At 72.0% G+C, this 4,454-nt stretch carries 5 protein-coding genes; all 5 read left to right on the top strand.

All coding sequences use genetic code 11. The features are described 5' to 3' along the window. Positions 1-353: 353 nt before the first annotated feature. The 5 genes from EAO76_RS39760 (at position 354) to EAO76_RS39740 (ending at position 4,264) form a co-directional block, all read left to right on the top strand. Positions 354-668 carry a rhodanese-like domain-containing protein gene (locus EAO76_RS39760; RefSeq protein ID WP_148841120.1) on the top strand — a complete coding sequence of 105 codons (315 nt, stop codon included), beginning with the start codon at positions 354-356 and terminating at the stop codon, positions 666-668. A gap of 107 nt (positions 669-775) precedes the next feature. Then, a complete protein-coding gene (locus EAO76_RS39755; protein ID WP_148841119.1) occupies positions 776-2,164 on the top strand; it encodes a rhodanese-like domain-containing protein in 1,389 nt (462 codons plus the stop codon). 126 nt (positions 2,165-2,290) lie between these two features. Then, complete coding sequence (locus tag EAO76_RS39750; RefSeq protein ID WP_148841118.1) at positions 2,291-2,872, top strand: rhodanese-like domain-containing protein; 582 nt, start codon at positions 2,291-2,293, stop codon at positions 2,870-2,872. An 81-nt stretch (positions 2,873-2,953) separates the two neighbouring features. Then, on the top strand, positions 2,954-3,196 hold the full coding sequence (locus EAO76_RS39745) for a metal-sensitive transcriptional regulator (protein ID WP_222872246.1): 243 nt from the start codon (positions 2,954-2,956) through the stop codon (positions 3,194-3,196). 192 nt (positions 3,197-3,388) lie between these two features. Next, complete coding sequence (locus EAO76_RS39740) at positions 3,389-4,264, top strand: MurR/RpiR family transcriptional regulator (RefSeq protein WP_148841116.1); 876 nt, start codon at positions 3,389-3,391, stop codon at positions 4,262-4,264. The last annotated feature ends 190 nt before the right edge of the window (positions 4,265-4,454 follow it).

The raw sequence follows: 4,454 nt of genomic DNA, 5'->3' as shown, positions 1-4,454 counted from the left end.
GGGACGACCGAGGCGTCGGGAGCGTCCGGAGTGCCGGGAACGGCCGGGTGCAGGCCGTGCGCGGAGAGGCCGCCGGGCATACGCCGCGCTCGGAGAGGCGGCCGGACGCGCAGTACGGGTGAGCGAGGGCGGCCGGGTGTGCGACCGACGGCGACAAGCGGCGCAGTTCCGCGGGGCGGGAATGTGTATGTGCAGGCCAATATACCCCTACCCGTATTTTTCCCGTGGGCGAGGTGTTTCGCGCCCTGCGATGTGGAGATACCCAGGGGGGTATTTGACTTCTCGCGCGGGTCGACTTACGGTCGAGTACATCAATACCCCGGGGGGTACCCGAGAGAGTGAGGGATGCCTCGATGTGTGAAGTGGACCTGGAGGTCTTCGCCGCGGAACTGGCCGCCGGAGCGTTCGTCATCGACGTCCGCGAGCCCGACGAGTACCTGGCCGGTCATGTGCCGGGCGTCCACAGCGCACCGCTGTCCGCGTTCGATTCCGTCCCCTACGCCCTGCCCGAGGGCCGGCCGGTGTACGTGATCTGCGCGAGCGGCAACCGGAGTCTGCGGGCCGCCGAGCGGCTCGCGGCCCGCGGGGTCGACGCGCTCTCGGTCGCGGGCGGCACCAAGGGCTGGGCCCGCGCCGGCCGGCCGCTGGTGAGCGGCGCGGACGCCTGATCGCCGGAGCCGGCCGACCGGCCCCCGCCCCACGGGGCGCACCGCCGCCCCGTGACCAAAACTTTCGCACCCGCTGCGGGTGAGCGTTCCTCAGGAGGGAATTCGCCGTGTTCTTCACCCAGTACTACCTCGACTGCCTCTCCCAGGCGTCGTACATGATCGCCGACGAGGGGACCGGCCGGGCGGTGGTCGTCGACCCGCGCCGCGACGTCTCCGAGTACCTGGCCGACGCCCGCGCCCGGGGCCTCATCGTGGTCGGTGTCATCAACACCCACTTCCACGCCGACTTCGTCGCCGGTCACCTGGAGATGGCGGACGCGACCGGCGCCTGGATCGGCTACGGCCGCCGCGCCGAGACCGAGTACCCCATCCGCAAGCTGGCCGAGGGCGAGCGGATCTCCCTCGGTGACGTCACCCTGGAGGTCATGGAGACCCCGGGGCACACCCCGGAGTCGATCAGCGTCCTCGTGTACGAGCGGGCCGACGACACCGTCCCGTACGGCGTCCTGACCGGCGACGCGCTCTTCATCGGCGATGTGGGCCGCCCCGACCTGCTCGCCTCCGTGGGCGTGACCGCCGAGGAGCTGGGCGGGATGCTCCACGACAGCGTCCAGAACAAGCTGATGGCCCTGCCCGACGAGGTCCGTGTCTTCCCCGCGCACGGCGCCGGCTCCGCCTGCGGCAAGAACCTCTCGACGGAGAAGCAGTCGACCATCGGGGAGCAGCGCGCCACCAACTATGCCTGCGCCCCCATGAGCCGCGAGGAGTTCGTCGCGCTCGTCACCGCCGGCCAGTCCGCCGCGCCCGGCTACTTCGCCTACGACGCGGAGCTCAACCGCAAGGACCGCGTCCGTTACGACGCGACGGCGGCGACCCGGCCGCTGACACTGGAGGAGTTCGCCGGGCTGAGGGAGGGCGGCGCGGTCGTCGTCGACGCCCGCGACCCGCAGGAGTTCGCCGCCGGGCACCTGCGCGGCGCGGTCAACGTGCCCGCCGACGGCCGGTTCGCCGAGCAGGCCGGCACCGTCCTCGACCCGGCCGACGAACTGGTCGTCATGGCCCCGCAGAACCGCGAGGAGGAGGTCGTCACCCGCCTCGCCCGCATCGGCTTCGACCGGGTGGCGGGCTACCTGCGCAACCCCGAGGACGCCCTCCGGGCGATGGAGGACGAGGTCGCCCCCGCCAGCCGCCTCACCGCCGCGCAGCTGAAGGCCGCCCTCGCCGGTGACAACCCGCCCGTCGTCGTGGACGTCCGCACCTGCGGCGAGCGCGAGGCCAACGGCTTCATCCCCGAGGCCCTGCACATCCCGCTGAGCGAACTGGCCGTGCGGGCGGACGAGCTCCCCGCCGACCGGCCGCTCGTCCTGCACTGCGCCGGCGGCCACCGCTCCTCCATCGCGGCCAGCCTCCTGCGCCACCGCGGTGCCGAGGACGTCTCCGACATCCTCGGCGGTTACGCGGCCTGGGCCCTCGCCGCGGAGTCCACCGGCGCCTGACCGCCCGCGGGCCGTCGGTCGACGGCTTCCCCTCCCGGCTGTGCCCTTCGCACACCTCGTACACCCCGCACATCCCCTTGTACCCCTTATATACCCCCCTGGGTATATTCTCCTCCGGAGTCACGCATGAGCGCCGAGCGCACCGTTCAGTCCATCACCCCTGCCGTACTGCGCAAACTCACCGACGAAGGCCGTGCGCCGCGTCTGCTCGACGTGCGCACCCCCGCCGAGTTCCGCACCGTCCACATCCCCGGCGCGTGCAACGTTCCGCTTCACGTCCTGCGCGAGCACCGCGCGGAGCTGCTTCCCCACCTCGACGAGGACGTCGTGCTCGTCTGCCGCTCGGGGAGCCGCGCCGCCCAGGCCGAGCGGATGCTCACCGAGGCCGGTCTGCCGAACCTCCGCGTCCTGGACGGCGGCGTGAACGCCTGGGAGGCGATGAGCGCGCCCGTGGAGCGGGGCCCCGAGCGCTGGGACATGGAGCGCCAGGTCCGCCTGGTCGCCGGCTCGATCGTCCTCACCACCGGTCTCGTCGGCATTCTCGTGCCCGGCGTCCACCTCGTCGGAACGGCGGTCGGCGCGGGCCTGACCTACGCGGCGATCAGCAACTCCTGCGCCATGGGCGTCCTGCTGTCCAAGCTCCCGTACAACCGCGGCCCCCGCGCCGACATCGGCACGGCGATCGCGCAATTGCGGGGCGCGCGGTGAGACATTGAAACGCCCCGGGGCATTACCGGGCACCGAAGAGGGAGTGGAGGAGGAAAGCCCGTGCAGGTGGACGAAGAATCGATGAGACCCGTCCTGAACCGGCTCCGCCGGGCCCAGGGACAACTGGCCGCCGTCATCGCCATGATCGAGTCCGGCCGTGACTGCAAGGACGTCGTCACCCAGCTCGCCGCCGTCTCCCGGGCCCTGGACCGGGCCGGTTTCAAGATCGTGGCCGGTGGCATGCGTCAGTGCCTCGCCGAGGACTCGGACGCCCCGCCCATGACCCAGGAAGAACTGGAGAAGCTCTTCCTCGCCCTCGCCTGACGGTTTCGAGCCCGGCCGGTACAGCCCCTGTACCGGCCGGGCTCGGGCGTTTCCGGGCGGCGGGCTCGGGCGGCCCGGTGGTGCGGGGCCGCTGTCCGCGCGGAATGGGGGGTTCCTGCAAATGGAATTGCGAGGTACGGTTCTGCAACTGCACTTGCAGTGCGCTGTACCTCGTACCAGGGAGCAAGGCCCGTGTCCGCACCGCAGAACCACGACCCCGGGGACGCCGACAGCCAGTGGCTGGGCGACGCCCTGCCCGACGTGCCGTTGTCCAAGGCCCAGGCCCGGGTCGTCGACGTCATCGTCCGCAACCCGCAGCTGTCCTCGTACGCGGAGATCGCGGAGATCGCGGAACGGGCGGACGTGAACAGCTCGACGGTGGTGCGGGCGGCCCAGACGCTGGGCTACCGGGGCTGGCCGGATCTGCAACGCGAGTTGCGGGCCCGCTACCTGGTGCACATCTCCACCGAGGAGACCCTGACCGAACACGGCGAGCACCGCAGCCCGCTGCACGACTCGCTCACGCACGACATCGAGAACCTGCGCCAGACCCTGGAGAGCAACTCCGCCGCCGACGCGGAGGCGGCCATCGCCACGCTGGCCTCGGCCCGGTCGATCCTGGTGGTCGGAGTCGGCTCCTTCGCCGGTCCGGCCACTGTCATGGCGCACCTCGGCTCCACCATGGGCTACCCCGTCACGCTGGAGAACCGGGCCGGTGTCCATCTGGCGACCGCCGTCAACTGCCTCGGCCCCGGGGACGTGCTCGTGGTCGTCAACATGTGGCGGTCCATGAAGCAGATCATCGTCGCCGCCGACGCGGCCCGTGCGGCGGGCGCCACCGTGGTGGCGATCACCGACATGCGGCGTGGCCGGCTCGCCACCTCCATCGCCCACCATCTGCTGATCGTGCCGTCGGAGGGCATCTCCTTCTTCCAGTCCGTCACGGCCGCCACCTCGGTGGTCTACGGACTTCTCGCCGGCATGCAGACGGCCCGGCCCGAGCGCAGCCGCGCCGCGATCCGCCGCACCCAGCAACTCTGGAAGGACCTGGACGTCTACCTCGACTGAACCGTTACCCCCGTCGTGCCGCGCGGACGTCCGATCCGGTCCGCGCGGTCGGCGGAGCCCCGCAGCACGGCCCCACCGGGCGGCGCGCCCCACCTGCCGCAGCCGCCCCACCGCACCCGCTCCCGAGCCGCCCGACCGGTGCCGTCCGGAGCCCGGGTGCCCGCGCCGCCCAAGTGCCCGCGCGCCGCTC

It is taken from the genome of Streptomyces sp. sk2.1 (genome assembly GCF_008120935.1).
Taxonomy (GTDB): Bacteria; Actinomycetota; Actinomycetes; order Streptomycetales; family Streptomycetaceae; genus Streptomyces.
Note: the sequence above shows the minus strand (reverse complement) of the source record. Positions and strands in the feature narration are given on the sequence as shown.

Bases quoted from the DNA above. Each gene is read 5' to 3' on its own strand.
- EAO76_RS39750 (WP_148841118.1), top strand. From the start codon at position 2,291: ATGAGCGCCGAGCGCACCGTTCAGTCCATCACCCCTGCCGTACTGCGC.
- EAO76_RS39745 (WP_222872246.1), top strand. From the start codon at position 2,954: ATGAGACCCGTCCTGAACCGGCTCCGCCGGGCCCAGGGACAACTGGCC.
- EAO76_RS39760 (WP_148841120.1), top strand. From the start codon at position 354: ATGTGTGAAGTGGACCTGGAGGTCTTCGCCGCGGAACTGGCCGCCGGA.